The 23,393-nt window shown below is 71.9% G+C and carries 20 protein-coding genes and 1 tRNA gene; 5 read left to right on the forward strand and 16 right to left on the reverse strand.

What is annotated here, in order from left to right:
* The first annotated feature begins 355 nt into the window (after positions 1–355).
* The 3 genes from A3Q37_RS22350 (at position 356) to A3Q37_RS22360 (ending at position 4,754) form a co-directional block, all read left to right on the forward strand.
* A tRNA-Lys gene (locus A3Q37_RS22350) sits at positions 356–429 on the forward strand.
* A 459-nt stretch (positions 430–888) separates the two neighbouring features.
* Positions 889–2,820 (forward strand): glycosyltransferase family 2 protein, encoded by a 1,932-nt coding sequence (locus tag A3Q37_RS22355; RefSeq protein ID WP_065487417.1) that lies wholly within the window; start codon positions 889–891, stop codon positions 2,818–2,820.
* Positions 2,817–4,754, forward strand: coding sequence for a kelch motif-containing protein (locus A3Q37_RS22360; RefSeq protein WP_065487418.1), 1,938 nt, complete (start codon positions 2,817–2,819; stop codon positions 4,752–4,754). Before A3Q37_RS22355 ends, A3Q37_RS22360 begins: the two co-directional genes overlap by 4 nt.
* An 81-nt stretch (positions 4,755–4,835) precedes the next feature.
* Here A3Q37_RS22360 and A3Q37_RS22365 read toward each other — a convergent pair whose 3' ends face one another.
* The 14 genes from A3Q37_RS22365 to A3Q37_RS22430 all read right to left on the reverse strand — a co-directional run bounded on the left by A3Q37_RS22365 (position 4,836) and on the right by A3Q37_RS22430 (position 19,707).
* Positions 4,836–5,882: a glycoside hydrolase family 6 protein gene (locus A3Q37_RS22365; protein ID WP_065487419.1), complete on the reverse strand. Its 1,047-nt coding sequence runs from the start codon at positions 5,880–5,882 to the stop codon at positions 4,836–4,838.
* 339 nt (positions 5,883–6,221) lie between these two features.
* Entirely contained in the window at positions 6,222–6,953 is a 732-nt protein-coding gene (locus A3Q37_RS22370) for a class F sortase (protein ID WP_065487420.1), read from the reverse strand.
* A 1-nt stretch (position 6,954) separates the two neighbouring features.
* The gene (locus A3Q37_RS22375) at positions 6,955–7,512 is read right to left on the reverse strand and encodes a hypothetical protein (protein ID WP_065487421.1); all 558 of its coding nucleotides are present in this window, start codon (positions 7,510–7,512) and stop codon (positions 6,955–6,957) included.
* 91 nt (positions 7,513–7,603) lie between these two features.
* The gene (locus A3Q37_RS22380; protein WP_065487422.1) at positions 7,604–8,437 is read right to left on the reverse strand and encodes an HAD-IIA family hydrolase; all 834 of its coding nucleotides are present in this window, start codon (positions 8,435–8,437) and stop codon (positions 7,604–7,606) included.
* Between the two features lie 74 nt (positions 8,438–8,511).
* A complete protein-coding gene (locus A3Q37_RS22385; RefSeq protein WP_065487536.1) occupies positions 8,512–10,053 on the reverse strand; it encodes an alkaline phosphatase family protein in 1,542 nt (513 codons plus the stop codon).
* A 144-nt stretch (positions 10,054–10,197) separates the two neighbouring features.
* Complete coding sequence (locus tag A3Q37_RS22390; protein WP_065487423.1) at positions 10,198–11,277, reverse strand: 2-aminoethylphosphonate ABC transporter substrate-binding protein; 1,080 nt, start codon at positions 11,275–11,277, stop codon at positions 10,198–10,200.
* A 27-nt stretch (positions 11,278–11,304) separates the two neighbouring features.
* Positions 11,305–12,102 (reverse strand): ABC transporter permease, encoded by a 798-nt coding sequence (locus A3Q37_RS22395; RefSeq protein WP_065487424.1) that lies wholly within the window; start codon positions 12,100–12,102, stop codon positions 11,305–11,307.
* A complete protein-coding gene (locus tag A3Q37_RS22400) occupies positions 12,089–13,021 on the reverse strand; it encodes a 2-aminoethylphosphonate ABC transporter permease subunit (protein WP_065487425.1) in 933 nt (310 codons plus the stop codon). The genes A3Q37_RS22395 and A3Q37_RS22400 overlap by 14 nt, the downstream gene beginning before the upstream one ends.
* Positions 13,018–14,136 carry an ABC transporter ATP-binding protein gene (locus A3Q37_RS22405; RefSeq protein ID WP_065487426.1) on the reverse strand — a complete coding sequence of 373 codons (1,119 nt, stop codon included), beginning with the start codon at positions 14,134–14,136 and terminating at the stop codon, positions 13,018–13,020. The genes A3Q37_RS22400 and A3Q37_RS22405 overlap by 4 nt, the downstream gene beginning before the upstream one ends.
* Positions 14,133–14,864: a phosphonatase-like hydrolase gene (locus A3Q37_RS22410; RefSeq protein WP_065487427.1), complete on the reverse strand. Its 732-nt coding sequence runs from the start codon at positions 14,862–14,864 to the stop codon at positions 14,133–14,135. Before A3Q37_RS22410 ends, A3Q37_RS22405 begins: the two co-directional genes overlap by 4 nt.
* 5 nt (positions 14,865–14,869) lie before the next feature.
* A complete protein-coding gene (locus A3Q37_RS22415; protein WP_065487537.1) occupies positions 14,870–15,994 on the reverse strand; it encodes a TIGR03364 family FAD-dependent oxidoreductase in 1,125 nt (374 codons plus the stop codon).
* A 164-nt stretch (positions 15,995–16,158) separates the two neighbouring features.
* The gene (locus A3Q37_RS22420) at positions 16,159–16,929 is read right to left on the reverse strand and encodes a GntR family transcriptional regulator (RefSeq protein ID WP_065487428.1); all 771 of its coding nucleotides are present in this window, start codon (positions 16,927–16,929) and stop codon (positions 16,159–16,161) included.
* A 170-nt stretch (positions 16,930–17,099) separates the two neighbouring features.
* Complete coding sequence (locus tag A3Q37_RS22425; protein ID WP_065487429.1) at positions 17,100–18,230, reverse strand: peptidase; 1,131 nt, start codon at positions 18,228–18,230, stop codon at positions 17,100–17,102.
* A gap of 367 nt (positions 18,231–18,597) precedes the next feature.
* Complete coding sequence (locus tag A3Q37_RS22430) at positions 18,598–19,707, reverse strand: ROK family transcriptional regulator (RefSeq protein WP_065487430.1); 1,110 nt, start codon at positions 19,705–19,707, stop codon at positions 18,598–18,600.
* 73 nt (positions 19,708–19,780) lie between these two features.
* Here A3Q37_RS22430 and A3Q37_RS22435 point away from each other — a divergent pair, with 73 nt between their 5' ends.
* Entirely contained in the window at positions 19,781–20,926 is a 1,146-nt protein-coding gene (locus tag A3Q37_RS22435) for a Gfo/Idh/MocA family oxidoreductase (protein ID WP_065487431.1), read from the forward strand.
* Positions 20,923–21,402, forward strand: coding sequence for a heme-degrading domain-containing protein (locus A3Q37_RS22440; protein ID WP_065487432.1), 480 nt, complete (start codon positions 20,923–20,925; stop codon positions 21,400–21,402). The genes A3Q37_RS22435 and A3Q37_RS22440 overlap by 4 nt, the downstream gene beginning before the upstream one ends.
* 102 nt (positions 21,403–21,504) lie before the next feature.
* Here the strand turns inward: A3Q37_RS22440 and A3Q37_RS22445 are convergent, their stop codons facing one another.
* Complete coding sequence (locus tag A3Q37_RS22445) at positions 21,505–22,365, reverse strand: fumarylacetoacetate hydrolase family protein (protein WP_065487433.1); 861 nt, start codon at positions 22,363–22,365, stop codon at positions 21,505–21,507.
* 138 nt (positions 22,366–22,503) lie between these two features.
* Positions 22,504–23,274: a YidC/Oxa1 family membrane protein insertase gene (locus A3Q37_RS22450; RefSeq protein ID WP_065487434.1), complete on the reverse strand. Its 771-nt coding sequence runs from the start codon at positions 23,272–23,274 to the stop codon at positions 22,504–22,506.
* Positions 23,275–23,393 lie beyond the last annotated feature (119 nt).

The following is a 23,393-nucleotide window of genomic DNA, read 5'->3' on the forward strand; positions in this document are numbered from 1 at the left end:
GGCGGCCGTGGCCAGCACCAGGGCGCGCCGCGCTCCGTGCGCGGCGGGGTGGCCGCCGCGCCGCACCGGCAGGGCCCGCGCGGCGGAGCGCCGCCGTACCGCGCATCCCGCGCATCCGCAGTCGATGGCGGGTTCGTACTCCTCGAAGACCGGAACAGTCATGCGATTCCCCTCCGCACTCGTCATTCGTCAAGATCTTTGGGCGCAGCCGCAACGGACGTCGGCGTCTTAAACTCTCCTGACATATCGCATTTTGACGGAACAAAGGAAAAAAACGACTATCTGACGGGGCGTGGCGGCCGGTAAATGGTTCGGAGCACCCCGGCGCGTCGGGTAGAGTTCTCCAGGTCAGCAGGCGCCGTTAGCTCAGTTGGTTAGAGCAGCTGACTCTTAATCAGCGGGTCCGGGGTTCGAGTCCCTGACGGCGCACGCACAGTCAAAGCCCCCTCACGTTCCGTGAGGGGGCTTTGATCATTCCCCGTCCGGCATCCGGCGACACCAGGCGTACGAGCGCGTATACGCACTTCGTCACACCCCCTCCACAACCTGGGGCCAAATCGTGCGTATGACCGGTAAACAGTCTGTTTCACCCTTGCGATCCCGTTCGGTGTCGGACAATCTGTCTGGGGGCCCGACGGGGCACCAAGAGGGGTGCCGATCCGTACAGTTGGCACAGCAGAGCGTGACGTTCCGGTTGTCCGTGCCGCGGGGTGGGGGTCCCGCTCGGGGGCGGACACCGAGGGGGCATCATGCAACCGGAAGGCTGCCGATCCATGTCTGTGGGAACGGTGGCTTGCCACCGTGTGCGTGCCCGGTGAAGAACGGGGCCCACCGCGCACGACGAGACCGAACAGGCACGCACCCGTGTGCGTGCGGGGGGATGTACCCATGACGTCGACGCCGCCAGGCGACCGGCAGGAGAACGACGCTTCCCGGACGACGCAGCTCCGGATACCGGCGCAGCTGCGGGCCGGCGCGGCGCGGCGGCGTGCCAGGAAAGAGCTGCCCCGCTACGACTACGAGCACTACAGCCGGCTCGCCGGGCCGCTGACGCAGCCCCCCGCGGGCAAGCCGTACAAGGTCCAGTACCGCTCGCTCATCTCGCAGGAGCCGCACCGCGTGCGCGCGGCGCTCCTGCTCGGCGCGGCTCCCCTCGTCTCGCTCGGTCTCTTCGCCTGGCTGATGCAGCCGAGCCACTGGACCGACCGCGATCCGAACCTCGACAACGACCTGCTGCTCGTTCTCGACGTGATCATGCTCGTCTCGATCGGTCTGATCGAGCTGTTCCGCACGATGAACGTCCTCTCCAACGCGCACGCCACCCTCGTCGCCCGCGACCCGGTCCCCGTGGTCCCGGAGTCCGGCACCAAGGTCGCCTTCCTCACCTCCTTCGTCCCCGGCAAGGAGCCGCTGGAGATGGTGACGAAGACCCTGGAGGCGGCCGTCAGGATCCGCCACCGCGGTCTGATGCACGTCTGGCTGCTGGACGAGGGCGACGACCCGGCGGTCAAGGAGGTCTGCGCCCGGCTCGGCGTGCACCACTTCTCCCGCAAGGGCGTCGCCCACTGGAACCAGGCCAAGGGCCCGCACCGCGCCAAGACCAAGCACGGCAACTACAACGCCTGGCTGGACGCGCACGGCGGCGACTACGACTTCTTCGCCTCGGTCGACACCGACCACATCCCGCTGCCGAACTACCTGGAGCGGATGCTCGGCTACTTCCGCGACCCGGACGTCGGCTTCGTCATCGGCCCGCAGGTCTACGGCAACTACGACACCTTCGTCACCAAGGCCGCCGAGTCGCAGCAGTTCCTCTTCCACGCGCTCATCCAGCGCGCGGGCAACCGCTACGGCGCCCCCATGTTCGTCGGCACCAGCAACGCGGTCCGTATCTCGGCGCTCAAGCAGATCGGCGGTCTGTACGACTCGATCACCGAGGACATGGCCACCGGCTTCGAGATCCACCGCCACCGCAACCCCGCCACGGGCAAGAAGTGGCGCTCGGTCTACACCCCGGACGTACTCGCCGTCGGCGAGGGCCCGACCGCGTGGACGGACTTCTTCACCCAGCAGCTGCGCTGGTCGCGGGGCACGTACGAGACGATCATCGGCCAGTTCTGGAAGGGCTTCGGGTCCATGCCGCCCGGCAAGCTCTTCAACTACACGATGATGATCATCTTCTACCCGATGTCGGCGCTGAACTGGATCCTCGCGGCGCTCAGCTGCGCGCTCTTCCTCGGCATGGGCGCCTCCGGTGTCCAGATCGACCCGACGATCTGGATGATGCTGTACGGCAACGCCTCCGCGCTCCAGATCGGCCTGTACATCTGGAACCGCCGCCACAACGTCTCGCCGCACGAGCCCGAGGGCTCCGGCGGTCTGGCCGGCATGGTGATGTCCGCGCTCTCCGCGCCGATCTACGCCCGCTCGCTGATGGACGCGGTGCTGCGCCGCAAGAGCTCGTTCGTGGTGACCCCCAAGGGCGACTCGTCCAGCCCGGACACCCTCTTCGGCACCTTCCGCATCCATCTGTTCTTCATCGTCGTCTTCGGCGCCTCGATGATCTCCTCCTTCTTTCTCGGCCACAGCCACCCCGCGATGGTCACCTGGGCCACCCTGGCGCTGCTCATCACCGCGGCGCCGATCATCGGCTGGCGGTACACGATCCGCGCCGAGAAGAAGAAACGCCGGTCGGGCGGAGGATCGCACCGCAGCGGCGGGCCGGCCCCCGAGCCGAGGCCCCAGCCCCTGCCCGGTGCGCCGGGCAACGACCAGACCATGCAGATCGCTCAGATCGCCCTTGGGGGACGTAAGAAATGAAGTACCGTCCGAGCCGCCGTACCCGCCGCCTGGCGATCAGTACGGCGGTGGTTCTCGCGCTCGCGGGGGCGAACGGGCCGTGGCTGTACCGCTTCAGCACCGAGCGCTACCACGAGTACAAGATCAACCAGCCGGAGTACAAGGCGGCCAACGGCCACTGGGACTTCCTGGACGTGCCCTCCGAGCACCGGATCAACACGATCCACGCGGCGCTGCTGCACACCGGCAAGGTGCTGCTCGTCGCGGGCTCCGGGAACAACCAGAAGAACTTCGACGCGAAGAGCTTCCGCTCGGTGCTGTGGGACCCGAAGACGAACGTCTTCAAGGACATCGCCACCCCCAAGGACATGTTCTGCGCCGGGCACACACAGCTGCCCGACGGCAAGCTCCTCATAGCCGGCGGCACCAAGCGGTACGAGAAGCTCCAGGGCGATGTCACCAAGGCCGGCGGCCTGATGATCGTCCACAACGAGGACCCGGACAAGCCGATCACCCTGCCCGCGGGCACCCGGTTCACGGGGAAGAAGAACGGCAAGACGTTCGTCTCCAAGGACCCGATCCTGGTCGAGAAGGCCACCAAGGTCTTCGACAAGGAGACCGGCGCGTTCCTCCGTAACGACCCCGGCCTCGGCCGGATCTACGTCGAGGCGCAGAAGACCGGCAAGAAGTACGAGACCGGCACCGAGGACAACTACCGGGTGGCGGGCCTGACCGGCTCGGACACCCGCAACGTCTACGGCATCGCGCAGAAGCTGGCCCTGGACAAGAAGGACTTCCAGGGGATCAAGGAGGCCTTCGAGTTCGACCCGGTCGCGGAGAAGTACATACCCGTCGACCCGATGAACGAGGCCCGCTGGTACCCGACCCTGACGACGCTGGAGGACGGCAAGGTCCTCGCCCTGTCGGGGCTGGACGAGATCGGGCAGATCGTCCCCGGCAAGGACGAGATCTACGACCCGGCGACCAAGGAGTGGGAGTACACCGGCATCGTCCGGAAGTTCCCCACCTACCCGGCGGTCTTCCTGCTGAACGACGGCAAGCTGTTCTACTCCGGCTCCAACGCCGGATACGGTCCGGCGGACGTGGGCCGCGACCCGGGCGTCTGGGACCTCGCGACGAACAAGTTCACGAAGATCCCCGGGCTCAGCGACCCGGACCAGATGGAGACCTCCGCCACCGTGCGGCTGCCCCCGGCCCAGGACGAGAAGTTCATGGTGATCGGCGGCGGCGGCGTCGGCGAGTCGGAGAAGGCCAGCGAGAAGTCCCGGCTGGTCGACCTCCAGCAGAAGAACCCGAAGTTCACCGACGGCGCGTCCCTCTCCGAGGGCACCCGCTACCCCAGCGCCTCCCTGCTGCCCGACGACTCGCTGCTGGTCACCGGCGGCTCCAGCGACTACCGGGGGCGCGGCGGCTCGGACGTGCTCCAGGCCCGGCTGTACGACGCGAAGACCGACACGTACAAGAAGGTCGCGGACCCGGCGGTCGGCCGGAACTACCACTCGGGTTCGGTGCTGCTGCCGGACGGCCGGGTCATGATCTTCGGTTCGGACTCGCTCTTCTCCGACAAGGCCAACACGCGGCCCGGCGTCTTCGAACAGCGCATCGAGATCTACACCCCGCCCTACCTCTACCGGGACTCCCGGCCGGAGCTGACGGCCGGGCCGAAGAAGATCGAGCGTGGCTCCACGGGCCTGTTCACCACGCAGCACGCCTCGAAGATCACCTCGGCGAAGCTGATGCGGCCCTCGGCGGTCACCCATGTCACCGACACCGATCAGCGCACGATCGCGCTGGAGATGAAGAAGTCGAAGGACGGGATCACCGTCACGGTGCCGGACAACCCGGCGCTGGTGCCGGCCGGCTGGTACATGCTGTTCGTCACCGACGACCAGGGCACCCCGTCCGAGGGCATGTGGGTGGAGGTGCCCGAGTAGGGGCGCGAGCGCGTACGCACACGGCGAAGGCCGCGCGCCGGGAGAGCTGATCTCCCGGCGCGCGGCCTTCGGTCGTTTCCGCTACTTCGTGGCGCCGGCCAGGCCCAGGGCGTACTCCGGCCACCAGTCGCCGGCCTTGGGGCCGCCCTTGCAGTCGCCGTCGGACTCGCCGGGGCGCTTGATCCACAGATAGGCGTCGACCAGCTCGTCGCCCGTCTTCGTGGTCGGGGCCTCGCCCAGGGCGCGGCCCGGGGGGTTGCACCAGCTCTCGGCCGGGTCGCCGCCGGTGTAGGGGCCGTTGCCGTTGCGGCTGGTGTCGATGACGAAGGGCTTGTTGCCGATCTTCTCCGACAGCTTCTTGCCGAACTCCGTGGAGACGGCCGTCGTCTGGAAGTTGGAGACGTTGAGCGAGAAGCCGTCGGCCTCGGCGATCCCGGCCCGCTGGAGCGGCTGGAACAGCGCGTCGGGCGACTGCCAGCCGGCATTGCCCGCGTCCAGGTAGACCTTGGTGGCGGGCTGCTGCTTCAGCCGCTGGATGGCGCCCTTGAGGAGGTCGTAGCGCTCCTCGTGGAACTCCTGGGGTGTGCAGCCGTCGACCAGGTGGAGCAGGGCGTCCGGCTCCAGGATCACGGTCGCGCTGCGGTCCCCGATGCCCTTGGCGACACCGTCCAGCCAGGAGCGGTAGGCGTTGCCGTCGGCGGCGCCGCCCTTGGAGAACTGGCCGCAGTCGCGGTGGGGGATGTTGTAGAGGACGAGCAGGGCGTCCCGGTCGGCAGCGGCGGCGGCCTCGGTGATGCCCCGCACCTGGGACTCCGGGTTGTCCGGGGTGACCCACTCGCCGACGGGCTGCTGCGCGATCTTCCGGATCAGCGCCGCCTTCTCGTCGTCGCCGTCCTTCGTGTACGCGGCGACCTGGCGGGCCGCGTTGCCGTCGGGGTTGACCCAGTACGGGTCCTTGTCCTTGGGCTGCTGTTCGACGGTCGGCGCGCTCTTCTTGTCGCCGCCGTCCCCGTCGCCGGAGCAGCCCGCCAGCAGCAGGGCCGCCCCGAGCGCCGCCGCCGTACCGGTCGTCCGCAGGCCCGCCACGCGCCTGCGCGTCCGGGACCGGCCGGTGTAACTGCCGTACATCCACTCCCCCTTGGGTGCACTGCCTGCACTGTTCATCACTGGTTGCACCGATGTGCTGCCGGTCCGATCCATCCTGGCACAGCGGCCGGGCGTCCACGCTTGCACCCGTACAACGCACGCACCCGGGCACCGGTTCCGGACATCCTGTTCGAAAGCCGGTCATCCGCCCGGCCGGTCCCCCTACAGTGGCGAGGGCCGGGGCTTTCCCACCGCACCGACCTCCCGTACCGCGCCGGGCGACTCCCGCGGCCGGGCGCACGCGGTCGAGGACCGGCCCGGCGGGCGCGCCCCGTGAGAGGCGGCCACGCCGGGCCGGGTTGAGCCGATGAGCCTGCCGGGTCAGCCGCGGCCGTGGGCCGCCGGGCCGTGGGCCACCGCCTGGACGCGCTCCCCGGGATCCTTTGCCGCGTCCCGCGCGCCGGTGAGGTAGGCGGAGACCACCACGTTCGCCGTGTAGGAGCGGGTCTCGTGGTCGTACGTACCGCCGCAGGTGATCAGCCGCAGTTCGGCCCGGCCGTCCTCGCGGGGCCCGTACGCCTTCTGCGCGTCGAAGCGTTCGCGGGTGACGAGTTGGACGTCGTCCACGGTGAACTCGGCGACGCTGCCGTCGGTCCGGGCGACGTCGATGCGGGCGCCCGGCTTCACCGCGCTGAGCCCGTAGAAGACGGCGGGCTTGGTGTCGGTGTCGACATGGCCGACGAACAGGGCCGTGCCCTTCGCTCCGGGCCGGGTGCCGTCGCCGTACCAGCCGGCGGTCCTCGGCATCCCGTACGGGGGCGGGTCGATGGCCCCGTCGCGGTCGAGGCCGCGTGCGATGACGGGGGCCTCGATCCCGACGGAGGGGACCTCGACGCGCTCGGGGGCGGCCCCGTCGAGCGGCTCGTGCGCCGGGGGCAGCGAGGCCCCGAAGGGACGGCCGACCGCGGCCACGTCGCCGGTGGTGGGGCCCGACAGACCGCCGAGCCCGCCGCCGGCCTCCTTGCCCCAGAGCCACAGACCGAGCAGCAGCACGGCCCAGGTCACTCCGGTGAGCAGTCGCCCGTTGCCTGCCGGGCGGTCCGGGGCCGCCATGTCAGCTGCCGGCCGGGCCGCGACGCCGGCGCGAGCTGCGCAGGGCGACGGCGACGGCCGCGACGGCGGCGAGCACCAGGCCGGTCACCGCGTGCCGGGTGCCGGGGCCCTGGCCCTCGGCGGACCGTTCGGCGAGGGTGGCGGTGCCTCCGCCGCCCGCCTTGACGGGTGCGGCGGGCGAGGGCCGGTTGTGGTGGATGACGGTGAGGGTGCCGGTGGCCTTGCCGTCGCTGTCCTCGCACGTCACCCAGACGTCGTAGGAGCGGGGTTCGGCGTCGGACCGGATCCGGGCCTCGGCGAAGAGGCCTTTGTCGTCGGCCGGGCGGAAGTGGGCGACCGAGGTGAAGGCGTCGGAGTTGCCCTTGGCCCGGCGGCCCTTGCCGCAGACGTCGACCCACAGTTCCACCTGCCCGCCCGGGGCGATCGTGGACGGGGTGATGGAGACGGTGCCGGTGCGCCGGTCGTCGTCCCCGGCCGGGGCGGCCAGCGCGACGGGGGCGGGTACGGCTATGAGCGCGGCCGCCGCCGCGGCACAGAACGTGAGGGGTATGGAACGCATCGTGAACCTCCTACGGGAAGGTTCACGGCTGCGGCGGCGGCCCGCATCCGCAGTCCCCCATTCGGGCGACCGCGGATGCGCTCCGCGCAGGTCAGCCGCGTTCGGCCGGGGCGGGCTTCTCCGCCTGGTCGGCCTGGTCCGGCAGGTCGATGAGGTCGACCAGGTCGGCGATGGACTCGACGACGTGGGACGGGCCGAACGGGTAGCGGTCGACGTCGGCGACGGTGGTGAGTCCGGTGAGCACGAGGAAGGTCTGCATGCCCGCTTCCAGGCCCGCCAGGACGTCGGTGTCCATCCGGTCGCCGATCATGGCGCTGGTCTCGGAGTGCGCGCCGATGGCGTTGAGGCCGGTCCGCATCATCAGGGGGTTGGGCTTGCCCGCGAAGTAGGGGTCCTTGCCGGTGGCCTTGGTGATGAGGGCGGCGACGGAGCCGGTGGCGGGCAGCGGGCCCTCGGCGGACGGGCCGGTCTCGTCGGGGTTGGTGCAGATGAACCGGGCGCCCGCGTTGATCAGCCGGATCGCCTTGGTGAGCGCCTCGAAGCTGTACGTACGGGTCTCGCCGAGCACCACGTAGTCCGGGTCGTGGTCGGTGAGGACGTACCCGATGTCGTGCAGGGCGGTGGTGAGGCCGGCCTCGCCGATGACGTACGCCGTGCCGCCGGGGCGCTGGTCGTCGAGGAACTGGGCGGTGGCGAGCGCGGAGGTCCAGATGTTCTCCACGGGCACGTCCAGGCCCATGCGCTGGAGGCGGGCGTGCAGGTCGCGCGCGGTGTAGATGGAGTTGTTGGTGAGGACGAGGAAGGGCAGCCCGGAATCCCGCAGCCGCTTGATGAAGGCATCGGCGCCGGGGATGGGGGTGCCCTCGTGGATGAGGACGCCGTCCATGTCGGTGAGCCAGGAAGTGATGGGCTTGCGCTCTGCCATGTGTCGGGACTCCTGCCGTACGCACTGCGTGCTGGGGGTGCCCGGACCACGCCGTCCGTGCACCCCCAGCATAATTAGGAGGCGGTGACTGTGACCCCGTCGATCACCCAGTACCAGTTGTTGCTGCCGGTGTAGTGGAACCGGAAGCTCACGTTGGCGGCCCCGGACGGGACGTTCAGGGTCAGCGACTGGGGCTGGGAGATCACGTCGGAGGTGTAGCGCTTCACCTCGACGGGCGTTCCGCCGTTCCAGGAGGCGAGGATCCGGGCGGTCTGGCTGCCCTCCTGCCGGTAGAGGGTGGTGAGGCCGAGGGTCACGGTGGACTTGCCCGCGACGGCGTACGCCGGGGTGACGAGCGTGGAGTCGTACGGTCCGGAGGACGCCTTGTCGTCCCACTCGTCGGAGTCGGCAACCGCGAAGACGCCGCGCGAGCGGACGTTCAGTTCACGGGACTGGTCGCGCTGGCTGCGGCTCCAGAACTCGTCGGTGGCGAAGGACCAGCCGCGCCATTCGGTGACGCCGCCGGTGCCCATCGCGGAGTTCACGACGGACCAGCCGCTGGGCGCGGTGTGGGTCCAGCCGAGGACGTCCGCCGGGATGCCGGTCTCGTCGACGCGGGCGGACAGGGCGGGGTGGAGGGATTCGAACGGGTCGGTGGAGCGCTCCTGGATCGGCTTGCCGTCCAGGCCCCAGGCCGGGTCGGGGACGATGCCGAGCTGCTTGAAGACGGTGGCGGCGACGTCCACGAGCCGGGTGTCGGCGGGGCGGGCGCCGGCCGCGATGCCGGGGCCCTGGGCGAGGACGAAGGTGCGGCGTTCCTCGATGGCGCTGCCGCCGTGGCCGCCGGAGTCGGTGTGGCCGTGGTCGGTGGCGACGATGATCGTCCAGCGTTCGGTGGCGTACGAGGGACGGGCCCGGATCGCGGTCAGGAGGCGGCCGAGGTAGCCGTCCTGGACGGCGATGGCCTGGCGGTAGGCGGCGCTGGCGGCACCGGAGTTGTGGCCGGCGATGTCGGTCTGGCCGAAGTAGACGAAGAGCACGTCCGGGTTCTGGTCGCGGAGGATCGACTCGGTCTCGGCGGCGATGGTGGCGTCGTGCCCGGTGTAGCCGTCGCGGTCGCCGTCGAGGACGAGCTTGGCGTCGGCGCCCGGGGTGACGGTGCCCTGGGCGTCCAGGGGCTTCCAGTCGACGGCGGCGTAGGTGGAGAGCTGGGGGCGGACCTGGGCGAGGCGGGCGAGGAAGCCGGGGTACTGCGTGTAGTTCTTCCCGGCGAAGGAGTTCTCCTTGACGCCGTGCTTGTCGGGCCAGACGCCGGTGGAGATCGTCGACCAGCCGGGGCCCGAGGAGGTGGCGGCCATCGGGTTGGCGTACAGCAGGGAGGTGCCGTACGTCCCGTTCGCCATCATCGACTTCAGGTGCGGGGCGTCGGCGGCGGCGATGACGTCGTGGCGCAGCCCGTCCATGCCGACGACGAGCACCTTGTCCTTGCTGGTGCCGTTCGGGAGCGTGGGCGCGGCGTACGCGGAGGTGGCGGTGGCGAGCGGGGCGACGGCGGCGGCCGTGGCCGCGGCGGCGGTGGTGGCGAGTACGGAGCGCCGGGAGACGGGTGAGGACAGGGACCGGGACACGTGATCCTCCGATGGGGGGGCGGGTCGAGCGGGCTGGAGATGAACGTCCGTCTGGACCAGACCCGTTACTCTTACGAGATATCCGGGCCGGGTCCAGACTTTCGCAGGAATCCGTGGCCGAGAGGTGGCCGGTCAGCTTCCGGTGGCCGACTTCCAGGCGTCGATGTACGTGTCCAGGTTGGCGCCGATGTCCGCCCAGTCGGGCTCGAAGATCTCCACGCCCTCCATCAGCCCGGCCAGTCGGACGGCGTTGGCGTCGGTGGCCTTGACGTCCTTGCGGGCGGCGAAGCCCCCGCCGATCGCGCTGACGTCGCGCTGGGCCTGCTCGGAGAGCATGAAGTCGAGCAGCTTCTTGCCGTTCTCGCTGTGCGGGGCCTTCGCGACGAGCCCGGCCGCGTACGGCAGAGCGAAGCTGGTGGGCTTTCCGTCGCCCTTGGCGGGGAACCAGATGGCGAGGTTGGGCATGTCCTTGGACTGGGCGAAGTTCATCTGGACGTCCCCGTTGGCGACGAGGAGTTCACCCTTGTCGACCTTGGGGGCGAGCTTGCCGGTGGAGGCGGACGGGCCGACGTTGTTGGTCTGGAGCTTCTTCAGGTACGCCATGGCCGGCTCCTGCCCGCCGAAGTCGTGCATGGCCTTGATGAGGACGGCGGTGCCGTCGCCCGCGACACCGGGGGTGGAGTACTGGACCTTCTCCTTGTACGAAGGGTCGAGCAGCTCCTCCCAAGTGCGCGGCGGGTCCTTCAGCTCCTTCTTGTTGTGGATGAAGCCGAAGTAGTTGTTCACGACGGAGGTCCACTTGCCGTCGGCCGCCCGGTCGGCGCCGTCGACCTGGTCGGCGCCCTTGGGCTCGTACGCGGTCAACAGCCCCTTCTTGTCGGCCTGCTGGATGAAGGGCGGGAGGGTGACGAGCACGTCGGCCTGGGTGTTGGACTTCTCGCGGGCGGCGCGCTGCACCATCTCGCCGGAGCCGCCCTCGACGTACTTCACCTTGATGCCGGTCTGCTTCTCGAAGTCCTTGAAGACCTTGTCGTACCAGCCGTCGCCGTTCTCGCCCTTGAGGCCGTCGGCGCTGTAGACGGTGACGGACTTCTCGTCGGACGCGGCGGAGGAGCCGCCGCAGGCGGTGAGGGTGAGGGCGGTGAGTGCGGCCAGGGGGAGGGCGAGGGTGCGGGCGGGGATGCGGGCGGGGATGCGGGCAGGGTTGTTCATGGGATTTCTCCGGGGAGGTGGTGGGGATCAGCGGTAGGAGGCGCGGGTCCGGATGCGGGAGACGGCGGCCAGGACGAGGAGCGTCGACGTCATCAGGACCACGGCGAGGGCGGCGCCGGTGAAGAGCGAGCCCCGGTCGGTGGCGGCGAAGATCTGCACGGGCAACGGGGTCCAGTCCGGCGGGTAGAGCATCATCGTGGCGCTCAACTCCCCCATGGACAGGGCGAAGCAGAGCCCGACGGCCGAGGTGAGCGAGGGCAGCAGGAGCGGCAGCTTCACCCGCCACAGAACCCGTGCGGGGCTCGCGCCGAGACCGGCGGCGGCCTGTTCGTACATCGGGTCGAGTCGGCGTACGGCGGCGGCGACCGACTGGTACGCGAACGCGGTGACCAGGACGGTGTGGGCGAGGATCACGATCCACCGCGTCCCGTTGAGCAGCACGGGCGGTTGGCTGTAGGCCACCAGCACCGCGAGTCCGACGACCACCGAGGGCACGGCGACCGGCAGGATGAACAGGGCGTCCAGGAGCCGCTTTCCGCGGGTACGGAGAGAGGCTGCGGCGAGCGCGGCCCAGCCGCCGAGGGTGAGGGCCAGCACGCTCGCGGCGAGAGCCGTGACCAGGCTGGTGGTCAGCGCCTGGAGCGAGTCGCCGCTCGTGGCGGTGGCATAGCGCTCGACGGTGGGCCCGGAGGGGAAGGCCCCGGACCAGTTGGTGGCGAGGGACGCGGCGAGGATGACGAGCAGCGGCACCGCGAACAGCGGGACGAAGAGGAGCAGGAAGACGGCCCAGGTGGCCCACTTCCCGGCCCGGCTATGCACCAGCACGACGGCTCACCACCCGGTAGAGGCCGTAAAGGCCCACGGAGATCGCGATGTTGACGACGGCGACGACACAGGCGGCCGGGTAGTCCGACTCCAGGATCGCCTTGCTGTAGACGAGCATCGGCAGCGTGGTGACGTCCTTCGCCCCGGTGAACAGGACGATCCCGAACTCGTTGAGGCACATCACCAGCACGAGGCTGCCGCCCGCCGCGAGCGCGGGAAGCGCCTCGGGCAGGATCACCTGCCGGACGATCCGGACCGGCCCGGCGCCGAGCGAGGAGGCCACTTCCAGCTGCCCGGTGTCGAGTTGGGAGAACGCGGCGAGCAGCGGGCGCATCACGAACGGCGTGAAGTAGGTGATCTCCGCGAGCAGGACGCCCCAGGGGGTGGTCAGGAAGTGGAAGGGCCCGTCGGCCGCCCCGGTGACGTCGGTCCACAGCCCGTTGGCCATGCCGACCGAGCCGTAGATGAAGAGCAGGGCGAGCGTGATGAGGAAGGACGGGAAGGAGAGGAAGACGTCGACGAACCGGGCGACCGCCTTCCCGCCGGGGAACGGGACGAACGCGATGACCAGCGCGAGGACGAACCCGAGGACCAGGCAGCCCACGGTCGATCCGACGGCGAGCCACACGGTGGTGGTGAGCGCGTCGCGGAAGACCTCGGAGGCGAAGACCTCGGCGTACGGGTCGAGGGAGACGCCGCCGCCGTCGTCCGGGGTGACGGACTGCCGGCCGACGAGGGCCAGCGGGTAGAGGAACGCGAGGGCGAGGACGGCGACGGGCGGCAGCGCCCAGACCCAGGCGGGGACGGCACGGGAGCGGGCGGGGGTGGGGGTAGGGCCGGGGGCGGCTTTGGTGGCTGAGGTGGCGCCGGCCGTGGCCGCGGGGGCTGTGGTGGCTGTGGCGGCTTTGGTGGCGGTCATGGGCCGACCCCCGCCGGGTCTCCGGCCCCCGCCCCCGCTCCCGCCGGGAGCAGTACCGCGTCCTCGGTGGCGAAGTGCAGGGTGACGGGGTCGCCGATGGCCGGGGGCTCGCGCAGTTCGCGGAGGTCGGCCATGACGCGGTGGCCGTCGACGTCGGCGTGGACACGGTGGGTGGAGCCGCGCCACTGGACCTCGGTGACGCTGCCGGTGAGCGCGTTGGGCCCGTCGCCGAGGCCGACCAGGTGCGGCCGGACGCAGAGGGTGGCGGTGGCGCCGGGAGCGGCGGTGTCCGTGGGAACGGCGAGGGGGTGGTCGTCGAGGTCCACCGTGCCGTCGCCCGTGACCGTCACCGGGAGGAGGTTGGCGTTCCCGACGAACGAGGCGGTGAACTCCGTACGGGGTCGGCGGTAGAGCTCTTCGGGGGTGCCGCAGTCCTGGAGCCGGGAGCGGTCCATGACGGCGATCCGGTCGGCGAGGGTGAGCGCCTCGACCTGGTCGTGGGTGACGTACAGGATGGAGACGTCCGGCAACTCGCGGTGGAGCCGGGCCAGTTCGGCGAGCATTCCGGAGCGGAGGCGGGCGTCGAGGGCGGAGAGCGGTTCGTCCAGGAGCAGCACCCCGGGCCGGATGGCCAGCGCGCGGGCGATCGCGACGCGCTGCTGCTGGCCGCCGGAGAGTTCGCGGGGGTGGCGCTCCGCGTACGCGGCCATGCCGACGAGTTCCAGGGCCTCGGTGACCCGGCCGGGGATCTCGGCCTTCGGGGTGCGGTGGGCCTTGAGCCCGAAGGCCACGTTGTCCTTGACCTTGAGGTGCGGGAAGAGGGCGTAACTCTGGACGACCATGCCGATGCCCCTTCGGTGGGGCGGGAGTTGGGTGACGTCCCGGCCACCGAGGAACACCCGCCCGGCGGCGGGCCGGACGAACCCGGCGACGGCGCGCAGGGCGGTGGTCTTGCCCGAGCCGGAGGGCCCGAGGAGGGCCATCACCTCGCCGGGTTCGACGGTGAGGTCGAGCCGGTCGAGGACGACGGTGCCGCCGTAGGAGACGGTGACGCCGTCGAAGCGGATGCCGCTGGGGGCGGGGGCGGGGGCTGCGCCGGGGGCGGGTGCGCTCATGCCTCGGCCCGCGCGATGAGGTCCGGCAGTTCGGCGACGGACCCGAGGACGTGGGTCGCGCCGTGCCGGGCGAGCTGGTCCTTGTCGTGGGCGCCGGTGAGGACCCCGGCGACGATCCCGGCGCCGGAGCGTACGCCGCTGAGCATGTCGTACGAGGTGTCGCCGGCCACCACGGTCCGGCGGACGTCGGCCACGGCCCCGGTGCGCAGGAAGGCGGCCAGCACCATGTCCGGGAAGGGCCGGCCCCGGCCGCCCGCGTCGGCGGGGCAGAGGGTGAGCGGGACGAGGTCCTGCCAGCCGAGGGCGGCGAGGATGGCGTCCTGGGTGGTGCGGGCGAAGCCGGTGGTCAGGACGACGGTACGGCCTTCGGCGGTGAGCCGCTCGACGGCCTCGCGGGCGCCGGGGAGCGGGGCGATGCGGCCGCCGTCGACGAGTTCCCCGTACGCCTCCTCGAAGGCGGTGTTGGCGTACTGCGCCCGGTCCTCGTCATCGAACAGATGCCGGAAGACGGAGATCTTCGACTCGCCCATGGTGGCGCGTACGTAGGCGAGTTGGCGATCATGCTCGTCGGATCCGGGTCGTACGCCGAGGCGTTGGGCGGCGGCGGAGAAGGCCTGCTCGACGAGGCCGCCGTCGGCGACGGTGGTGCCGGCCATGTCGAGGACGACGAGGTTGTAGGGGTCGCGGGTGATGGCGGTCGGGGGCGTCGTATCGGTCGGGGAAGTCATGTGGTTCACCAGCCCAGTTGGTCGGCGGTCGTTTCGGCGATGGCGGGCGAGCACGTCATGCCGCGCCCGCCGGGTCCGGTGACGAGCCAGACCCCGTCGCGCACCTGCTGCCGGTGGACGACGCGTGCGGTGTCGGTGCACTGGGCGTAGACGCCCGCCCAGCGGTGGCGGATACGCGGCAGCGGGCGGCCGAGGAAGGCCTCGACGACCCGGGTGAGGTGCTCGTACGGCTCCTCGACGGTGTCGAAGGCGAAGGGGTGCTCGTACTCGTGGGTGTCGCCGATGGTCAGCCCGCCGTCGCGGCGCTGCACCATGAGGAGCTGCATGCGGTGCTCGGCGGCGACGGGGTCCTGGGCCTGTCCGGCGTTGAGGGCGTCGAGCGCCTCGCCCCGGTAGGCGGGGTAGTAGCGGAAGCTGTCGGCGTCGGCGACGGAGGTGGTGAGGGGTTCGCCGAGCGGGTCGGTCTGCATCATCTGGAGGCGGACGCGGCGCACGGGCAGTTCGGGCCCGGCGAGTTCGCGGACGAGCCCGCCGAGCCAGGCGCCGGTGGCGAGGATGACGGCGTCGCCCGTGTGGACGTCCCCGTGGTCGTCGCGCACGGATGCGGTCCCGACGACCTCGCGGACCTCACGGCCGCCGAGGTAGGTGTACCGCCCGGAGGCCAGCAGCTCTTGCTTGAGGGCGAGTTGGGCGGTGCGGGGCTCTACGGCCGCGTCCCGCTCGCACCACAGGGCGGCGGTGAACTCCCCGCGCAGGGCCGGGTTGACCGCGCGGGCCTCGTCGGCGGTGAGCAGCTTGTAGCCGCGCGCCGCCGCGTCGGGCCTGGCGGCGGCCGCCTCGGCGACGGCGACCTCGCGTGCGGTACGCAGCGGGGTGAGCGAACCGCAGGCGCGGAAGCCGAGCCCGGGCACCCGCTCGCCGACGGACTCCCACAACTCACGGGCGCGCAGGGCGGTTTCCAGCTCCTCGCCACCGGCCCGGCCGCTGATCCATATCTGTCCGAAATTGCGGAGCGATGCCCCGCGCGCCTCGCTCTCGCGCTCGATCTGTACGACCTCGTGGCCGCGGCTGACTGCGTGCCAGGCGTGCATGGTTCCCACCACGCCGGCTCCTACGACGATGACTCTCACGTCGGCCACGCTCCTGGGGGCGGGTGTCCCGGACGCGTCCGGTCGTCGACGGGACGGTGAACGACCCCGCAAGTTTGGACCAGACCCGTTATCTTTCCGTGACCGAAAGGGTGGGGTGCGCGGCGGGCGGCGAGCCGGCCCCCGCCTCAGCCCCGCCCTTCGCCTCAGCCCTGCCCTTCGCCCCGCAGATGGGCGGAGAAGGAGAACCGGTCGCCCCGGAACAGCGTGCGCACGCGCTCCAGCGGCCGGCCGTCGGTGTCCCGGGAGAGGCGGTGGATCAGGAGCATCGGCAGGGCGGGCGGGGTCCCGATGAGCAGGGCCTCGCGGGGGGTAGCGAGCACGGTCTCGATCCGCTCGTCGGCGTCGCCGAAGGCGATCCCGAGGGAGTCGCGGAGGTAGGCGTAGAAGGAGGAGTCCGGGTCGAACTCCGTGTCCAGGTGCGGGACTCGGGCGACGGCGACGTACGTGCTCTCCAGGCCGACGCGCTCGTCGTCGGCGAGCAGCACCCGCTCCAGGTGCCAGACCGGCTCGCCCCGCCCGACGCCTACCTCGGCGGCGAGCACTTCGGGGCAGGGGAAGCGGTCGAGGCCGATGAGGTTGCGCCCGGGCCGCAGGCCCTGGCGGCGGACGCCCTCGGTGTAGCTGGCGAGCGAGAGCGGCTGCTCCAGCTTGGGCCCGGCGACGACGGTGCCGCGCCCCTGCCGGCGCAGCCGCCCTTCCAGGAGGAGTTCGCGCAGGGCCTGGCGGACGGTCTCGCGCGAGACCTCGTGCAGCTGGGCGAGCTCCCGCTCGGTGGGCAGGAGTCCGCCCTCGCCCAGTTCGTCCAGCAGGACCGCGATGCGGGCCTTGACCGCGTAGTACTTCGGGATACGGCCGTGCTCGGGGATGCCGGAGCGGATCGGTGCGCCAGGTGCCTGGTCGTTCGGGTAGTCCACCGCCCGATGGTGGCAGACGCGGGTGAACGGGGGCGGTACGGGGCCACGACCCCGTACCGCCAGGCGCGTCCCTGCGGCTCAGCCCTCAGTGCCCCCTGCGGCGGGCCGCCGCCCCGGAGTCCCGCCGGCTCAGTCCGCCGGGCGGTGGCCCACCGCCCGGGGCCTCCGGCTCAGTGCCCCCTGCGGCGGGCCCGGCGGGCGTGCCGGAGCAGGGCGGCCCCGGCCAGCAGGAACGCCCCGGCGGCGGCCCCGGTCCAGGCCGTCGACGCCGGTCCGGTGCGGGCGAGTTCGGGGAGCGGGCGGCCGAGTCCGTCGCGAGCCGGCAGCCCGGGGCTCTCCTTGCCGCCGTCGCCTCCCTCCCCCTCCCCCTCCCCTGTGCCCGGCCGGGTCGGCGGACCGGAGCTGGAGTCACCGTCCGGGGCCGGGTCCCGGCCCGTACCGGGGGCGTCCGTACGGAGACCGGGGCCGTCGTCCGTACGGAGGCGGTCGGGATCGCCGGGCCGTTCGGTGCGGGTGCCGGTGCCGGGGGCGGTGCGCCCCGGGTCGGGGCGCTCGGTGCGCGGGCCGTCCGGCTCGCGGATGCCGCCCGTGGCACCGTCGACGATCACGAAGGGGTAGTCCTTCGACTCCCCCACCCACTCGCCGTCCTCGCGTCCGCCGCCCTTCGCCCGGTCCCGGTGGCGCTGGACGACGGCCACGTGCGCGGTGACCGGGCCGGGGGCGGTGTCGGAGGTGAAGGCCATCCGGACGCGTACGGAGACGGTCTCCCCGGCGGGAACGGTGACCCCGGGGAACGGGTCGCCGAAGACGCCGACCTGCTCGTCGCGGTCGGTGGTCTCCCAGGTGACCCGGTGCTCCTTCTCCGGGTTGCCGGGCTCGGAGAACTCCAGCTGGATCTGGTCCGACGTCAGCCTGCGGTCGCGGTCGGCGAGCACGAGGACCGGGTGCAGGGCCTGGCAGGACGTGTCGGTGGTGTTGGTGAGGTCGAGGTACCAGGTGCCGTAGCCGCCACCGGAGGCGTACCGGTCCGGGGCGTCCTTGATCCGGGTCTCGATGGGGAAGTCCTTGGCCTTCGGGTCCCCGCACACGGGCTGCTCGTCGTCGGCGTTCACGGCTGCGGCGCGTGCGTCCGTAAGGCGTACGTCTGCGGCTGCGGCTAAGGAGGCGGGTGCGGGGGCGGGTTGCAGGGCGGCGGCCTGCGGACCGCCCAGGAGCGCGGCGGGCACCGTGATCCCGGCGGCCAGCCCGAGGGCGGCCAGCGCACGGGCGTCACGCAGCCGCGCGGAGGAGTTGGGGGGCATGGGGAGGGTCACCCTTCGCTGCTCGCGGACGACCGGGGCCCTGGCGGGGGCCGCCGGTGGTGACCTCCGACGTCATCACGCGCGCGCGAACTCAGAGAGTCGACATGCCGACACGATTAATAGGATCACCCGACTGCACCTCCCTGGAACGACAGGGGCGACAGGGCGACAGGGGCGACAGCCGACGAGGCTTGGGGCGGGAGCCGGCGAGGCCCGGAGCGGGACTCCGCCAGGCCCGGAGCGGCAACCGGCCAGGCCCGGAGTGGCAACCGGCCAGGCCCGGAGTGGCAACCGGCCAGACCCGGAGTGGCAACCGGCCAGACCCGGGACGGGAACCGGCCAGGCCGGAGCGGGACCCGACGAGGCCCTACCCCCGCTCCCCCACCCGCCCGAACACCGGCGCGAGCACCAGCTGCGCCGCGCCCTCCGCGACCGGCCGGTCCCCGCCCCCGGCGACCGTGACGGTCACGCCCGCGCCCGCCCCGCCCCGGGCGGCCCGCTCCTCGATCACGGCCCGGACGCCCCGTACGTACGCGTCCTCGTCGGCCGCCACCGTCCGGCCACCCAGGACGACCCGGTCGATGTCGAGCAGGCCGACCAGGTTCGCCGCGCCTGTGCCCAGCACCCGGGCCGCCTCGCCCCGGTCGCCGCGCGCCTCGGCGGCCAGGCACAGGGCCTCGATGCAGCCGCGCCCGCCGCAGCCGCACAGCGGGCCGTCCAGCTGGAGGGTCTGGTGCCCGAACTCACCGGCCCCCGTCCGCGCCCCCCGGTGCACCTCGCCGCCGAGGACCAGGCCGGCTCCCAGCCCCGTACCGAGGTGGAGGTAGGCGAAGTCGCCCGGCGGTTCACTCAGCGAAAGGGTCAGGGCGGCGGCGTTGGTGTCCTTGTCCAGGACCACCGGCAGCCCGGTCCGCTCGGCGAGGGCTGCACGCAGCGGGTACCCGTCCCACTGCGGGAATCCGGTGACCCGGTGCAGGACGCCGTCCCGGTGGTCGAGCGGTCCGGGCACCGCGACGCCCACCCCGAGCACCGGCTTGTGCGGTTCGGCCGCGCTCAGGTCCCGTACGGCGTCGGCGGCGTCCGCGAGGACCCGCTCCGCCGGAGCACCGAGGTCGAGCGGGGCGGTGGTGACCGCGACCGGCCGGCCGGCGAGATCGACGAGGACGGCGGTGAGCCCGTCGCGGTCCAGGTGCAGGCCGACGGCGAACTGGGCGTCGGGGACGAGGCGCAGCACCGTACGCGGTTTGCCGCCGGTGGAGGGGCGCAGGCCCGCGCCGACGGCGAGCCCGTCCTCGCGCAGCCGGGCGGTGATCTTGCTGACGGCCTGCGGGGTGAGGCCGGTGCCCTCGGCGAGCTCCAGCCGGCTGATGCCCTCCGCACCGGCCGCGCGCAGCAGGTCCAGCACCAGCGCGGCGTTGTGGTGGCGCAGGGCCGGCAGGTTGACCCCGGCCTGGGTCCTCGTGCGGCTCCCGTTCACGGCTCACTCCTCTTCACCGTCCCATTGTGCCGGTCGCTTGCACTTTGGCAACAGCGTTGCTTAAGTGGATCGCATGACCCCCAACGCCCCCGCCGCCTCCAACGTCACCGGCGCCATCGACGCCCCGCTCCGCGTCGCCCTCGTCGGTTACGGACTGGCCGGCTCCGTCTTCCACGCCCCGCTGGTCTCCGCGACCGAAGGCCTGGTCCTCGACACGGTCGTCACGGCGAACGAGGAGCGCCGGGCGGAGGCCCGCGCCGCGTATCCGGACCTCCGGTTCGCCGCCTCGCCGGACGAGCTGTGGGAGCGCGCGGACGAGCTGGACCTGGTCGTGATCGCCTCCCCGAACAGGACGCATGTCCCGCTGGCTACGGCCGCGCTCAAGGCCGGTCTCCCCGTCGTCGTGGACAAGCCGATCGCCGGGACCGCCGCCGAGGCGCGCGAGCTGGCGGCCCTCGCCGAGGAGCGCGGGCTGCTGCTCTCGGTCTTCCAGAACCGCCGCTGGGACAACGACTTCCGCACCCTGGCCGCGCTGATCGCCGACGGCGAGCTGGGTGAGGTGCAGCGCTTCGAGTCCCGGTTCGAGCGCTGGCGGCCGCAGCTGAAGGGCGGCTGGCGCGAGTCGGGCGACCCGGACGAGATCGGCGGTCTGCTGTACGACCTGGGCAGCCATGTCGTCGACCAGGCGCTGGTGCTGTTCGGCCCGGCCGTCCAGGTGTACGCGGAGTCCGACGTACGGCGTCCGGGTGCGGCGGCGGACGACGACACGTTCATCGCGATCACGCACGCGAACGGGGTCCGCTCGCATCTGTACGTCAGCGCCACCACGGCCCAGCTCGGCCCGCGCTTCCGGGTGCTCGGCTCGGCGGCGGGCTATGTGAAGTACGGCCTGGACCCGCAGGAGGCGGCCCTGCGCGAGGGGCTGCGCCCGGCGGCCGGCCGGCCGTGGGGCGAGGAGGTGGAGGAGCTGTGGGGCCGCATCGGCTCCGGCGAGTCCCCGCTGACCGGCGGCGGCACCCCGGTCCGTACGCTGCCCGGCGACTACCCCGCGTACTACGCCGCCGTCGCCGCCGCGATCCGCGGCACCGGCGCCAACCCGGTCACCGCGCTCCAGGCGGCCGCGGCCCTGGACGTCCTGGAAGCGGCCCGCCGCTCGGCGCGCGAAGGCGTCTCGGTCACCCTTCTCCCCCACCCCGACGAAGAGGAGCGGCGCGCATGACGACCACCTCCCCCACCATCTCCGAGCTGATCGCCCAGGAGCGCCGGCTCACCCTCCCGCGCTTCTCCCACGACGACGCGTTCGCGCTGGGCAGCCTGCTGGTCGAGCTGGCCCGGGAGCGGCACGCGCCGGTCGCGATCGACATCCGGCGCGGGGCGCAGCAGCTGTTCCACGCGGCGCTGCCGGGTTCGAGCGCGGACAACGACGCGTGGATCGACCGCAAGCGGAAGGTGGTCGAGCGGTACGGCGAGAGCTCGTACCTGGTGGGCACCCGCTTCCGCGCGAAGGGCACGACGTTCGAGGAGTCGTCCCGCCTGGACCCGGACACGTACGCCGCGCACGGCGGTTCGTTCCCGATCGCGGTGGCGGGCGCGGGCGTGATCGGCACGGTCACGGTGTCCGGGCTGCCGCAGGCGGAGGACCACGCGATGGTGGTCGAGGCGCTGGAACAGTTCGCGGCGACGCCGGGGGCTTGAGGATTGCAGGCGGGGGGCGCCGTCACATACGTACGCAGAGCACCGCCTCGTACGTACGCAGGGCGACGGCCGTACGCAGGCCGACGGCACCCCCTCCCCCGGCTACGCGCCCTTCAGCTCCTGCCGCTGCCGGCCGAGCCCTTCCACCTCCAGCTCCACCACATCGCCCGCCTTCAGGTACGGCTTGGGCTCGGGCTGCCCCATGGCGACCCCGGCGGGCGTACCGGTGTTGATGATGTCGCCGGGGTAGAGGGTCATGAAGTGGCTGAGGTAGCGGACGACCTCGCCGACCGGGAAGATCTGCTCGGCCGTGGTGCCGTTCTGCTTCAGCTCGCCGTTGACCCAGAGGCGCAGCGGCAGGGCCTGCGGGTCGGGGACCTCGTCGGCGGTGACCAGCCAGGGCCCCAGCGGGTTGAACGTCTCGCAGTTCTTGCCCTTGTCCCAGGTGCCGCCGCGCTCGATCTGGAACTCGCGCTCGGAGACGTCGTGGGCGGTGGCGTACCCGGCGATGTGTGCGAGGCCCTCCTCCGCCGACTCCAGATAGCGGGCGGTGCGCCCGATGACGACGGCGAGCTCGACCTCCCAGTCGGTCTTGCGGCTGCCGCGCGGTACGAGGACGGTGTCGTCGGGCCCGACGACGGTGTCGGGGGCTTTGAAGAAGAGGATCGGCTCGGCCGGGATCTGCGCGCCCGTCTCGGCGGCGTGGTCGTGGTAGTTCAGCCCGATGCACACGATCTTGCCGATGCGCCCCAGCGGCGGACCGATCCGCAGCCCCGTCGCATCCAGGGCGGGCAGCACAGCGGGGGTCTCGGCGGCCGCCCGTACGCGGGCGAGCGCGGAGGCGTCGGCGAGCAGTTCGCCGTCGATGTCGGGGACGATTCCCGACAGATCACGCAGAGTCCCGTCGCGGTCGAGAAGTGCGGGGCGCTCGGCGCCCGCCGTACCGACTCGAAGCAGCTTCAACGGTCCAACTCCTCTTGATCGAGGTGGAGAGCCCGCCGGCGGGGTGCGGCCGCCGAGGGGCTTGGCTGATCGTCCAAGAGATCGGATCACTCCGCAAGACCTCGTTCACACACTGGACCGGCGCATCGGCCGCGCCGATTACGCCGCGGTGGCCATGGCGCCACCGGCGACGGGCATGTCGCGGTAGAGCCACGCCCGCTCGACGGCGGTCCAGGTGGTCGTGGTGACGACGTACAGGGCGGCGGCCAGCGGGACGACGGCCACGGTGATCAGGGTGAAGAAGGACAGCAGCGGCATGAGCCTGGTCATCGCGCCCATACCGGGCACGGGCTGTCCGTCCGGGCCGGCGGCGGGTGTCATCGGGTTGGCGGCCATCTGCCGCTTGGTGCGTCCGTAATTGAACGTGGCGACGGCGGCGACGATCACGAAGAGCCCCAGGTAGACCAGCCCCTGCCCGCCGAACATCCCGCCGTGCGCGAGCGCGTCGTGCCAGCGCCCGCCGAGCGGTGCGCCGAGCAGATCGTGGCTGAGCAGCGCGTTGGGCTCGCCGCCGATCGAGCTGCTGGAGAACAGGTGGTAGAGCAGGAAGAACGCGGGCATCTGGAGCAGGCTCGGCAGGCAGCCGGAGAGCGGCGACACCTTCTCGGCGGCGTGCAGCTCCATGATCGCCTTCTGCATCCGCTCAGGATTCTTGCCGTGCTTCTTCCTGATCTCGGCGATCTGCGGCTGGAGCCGGCTGCGGGCCTTCTGCCCGCGTGCGGCGGCCCGGGAGAGCGGGTGGACGGCGAGCCGGACGAGCGCGGTGAACAGGATGATCGCGGCGGCGGTGGACGCGGTCTGGAAGAGCGGCTGGAGCAGGTCGGCGAGGGAGCCGACCAGGCTCGCGAAAGCGGACATGAAGGCGGACATGGGTGAGCCCTCCGGGGGTCTCGTCGTGCCGGGAGGTACGGGGTGGTTGCTCGGCGGCAGGACGACCGGCGCGGGGACCCACCGCGCGTACGACACGTACGAAAGGTGGTGCGGAGAGG

Origin of the sequence: Streptomyces sp. PTY087I2 (genome assembly GCF_001687325.1) — a bacterium.
Lineage (GTDB): Bacteria > Actinomycetota > Actinomycetes > Streptomycetales > Streptomycetaceae > Streptomyces.

Coding starts and splice junctions, on each gene's coding strand:
- A3Q37_RS22355 (WP_065487417.1), top strand. CDS start 889: ATGACGTCGACGCCGCCAGGCGACCGGCAGGAGAACGACGCTTCCCGG.
- A3Q37_RS22370 (WP_065487420.1), bottom strand. CDS start 6,953: ATGGCGGCCCCGGACCGCCCGGCAGGCAACGGGCGACTGCTCACCGGA.
- A3Q37_RS22400 (WP_065487425.1), bottom strand. CDS start 13,021: ATGACCGCCACCAAAGCCGCCACAGCCACCACAGCCCCCGCGGCCACG.
- A3Q37_RS22390 (WP_065487423.1), bottom strand. CDS start 11,277: ATGAACAACCCTGCCCGCATCCCCGCCCGCATCCCCGCCCGCACCCTC.
- A3Q37_RS22365 (WP_065487419.1), bottom strand. CDS start 5,882: ATGTACGGCAGTTACACCGGCCGGTCCCGGACGCGCAGGCGCGTGGCG.
- A3Q37_RS22450 (WP_065487434.1), bottom strand. CDS start 23,274: ATGTCCGCCTTCATGTCCGCTTTCGCGAGCCTGGTCGGCTCCCTCGCC.
- A3Q37_RS22425 (WP_065487429.1), bottom strand. CDS start 18,230: ATGCCCCCCAACTCCTCCGCGCGGCTGCGTGACGCCCGTGCGCTGGCC.
- A3Q37_RS22360 (WP_065487418.1), top strand. CDS start 2,817: ATGAAGTACCGTCCGAGCCGCCGTACCCGCCGCCTGGCGATCAGTACG.
- A3Q37_RS22405 (WP_065487426.1), bottom strand. CDS start 14,136: ATGAGCGCACCCGCCCCCGGCGCAGCCCCCGCCCCCGCCCCCAGCGGC.
- A3Q37_RS22440 (WP_065487432.1), top strand. CDS start 20,923: ATGACGACCACCTCCCCCACCATCTCCGAGCTGATCGCCCAGGAGCGC.
- A3Q37_RS22380 (WP_065487422.1), bottom strand. CDS start 8,437: ATGGCAGAGCGCAAGCCCATCACTTCCTGGCTCACCGACATGGACGGC.
- A3Q37_RS22435 (WP_065487431.1), top strand. CDS start 19,781: ATGACCCCCAACGCCCCCGCCGCCTCCAACGTCACCGGCGCCATCGAC.
- A3Q37_RS22410 (WP_065487427.1), bottom strand. CDS start 14,864: ATGACTTCCCCGACCGATACGACGCCCCCGACCGCCATCACCCGCGAC.
- A3Q37_RS22375 (WP_065487421.1), bottom strand. CDS start 7,512: ATGCGTTCCATACCCCTCACGTTCTGTGCCGCGGCGGCGGCCGCGCTC.